The 566-nt window shown below is 75.4% G+C and carries 1 protein-coding gene; it reads left to right on the top strand.

From position 1 onward, the window contains the following. On the top strand, nucleotides 1-566 hold a 566-nt coding region (locus tag A5681_RS12855; RefSeq protein ID WP_269454955.1), incomplete at both ends, for an acyl-CoA dehydrogenase family protein.

Here is a 566-nt window from a genome sequence, read left to right as displayed (position 1 = left end):
GACCCCGCGCAGCCGCTGGCCGACGTCGAGGTCGACGCCGAGCCGTTGGTCACCGCACCGGTCGACACCGAGCGCGCGTTGACCGCGCCGTTGGTGGCCGCGGCGGCCGACCTCGTCGGCACGGCGAGCGCCGCCTTGAACCGGGCCGTCGAACACGCGAAGACGCGCCGCCAGTTCGGCACGCCGATCGGCGCGTTCCAGGGCATCAAGCACGCGCTGGCCGACAACTACGTCGGATTGGAGCGCGCCCGCAGTCTCACCTACGCCGCGGCCGCCCGGCTGGACGACCCGACCACGACGCCCGCGGAGGCGTGGACCACCGCGGCGCTCGCCAAAGCGGCGGCCGGCGATGCGGCCACCAACTGCGCGCGGACCGCGGTGCAGGTGCACGGCGCGCTCGGGCAGACCTGGGAGCACGACGCCCACCTCTACGTCCGGCGCGCCTGGCAGGCCGCAGCGATGCTGGGCGACAGCCGCGCCCTTTACCACGAGGTGGGCGTCGTGCTCCCAGGTCTGCCCGAGCGCGCCGTGCACCTGCACCGCGGTCCGCGCGCAGTTGGTGGCCG

It is taken from the genome of Mycobacterium scrofulaceum, assembly GCF_001667885.1.
Lineage (GTDB): Bacteria > Actinomycetota > Actinomycetes > Mycobacteriales > Mycobacteriaceae > Mycobacterium > Mycobacterium scrofulaceum_C.
The sequence above is the reverse complement of the archived record's forward strand: the minus strand, read 5'-3'. Positions and strand labels throughout refer to the sequence as shown.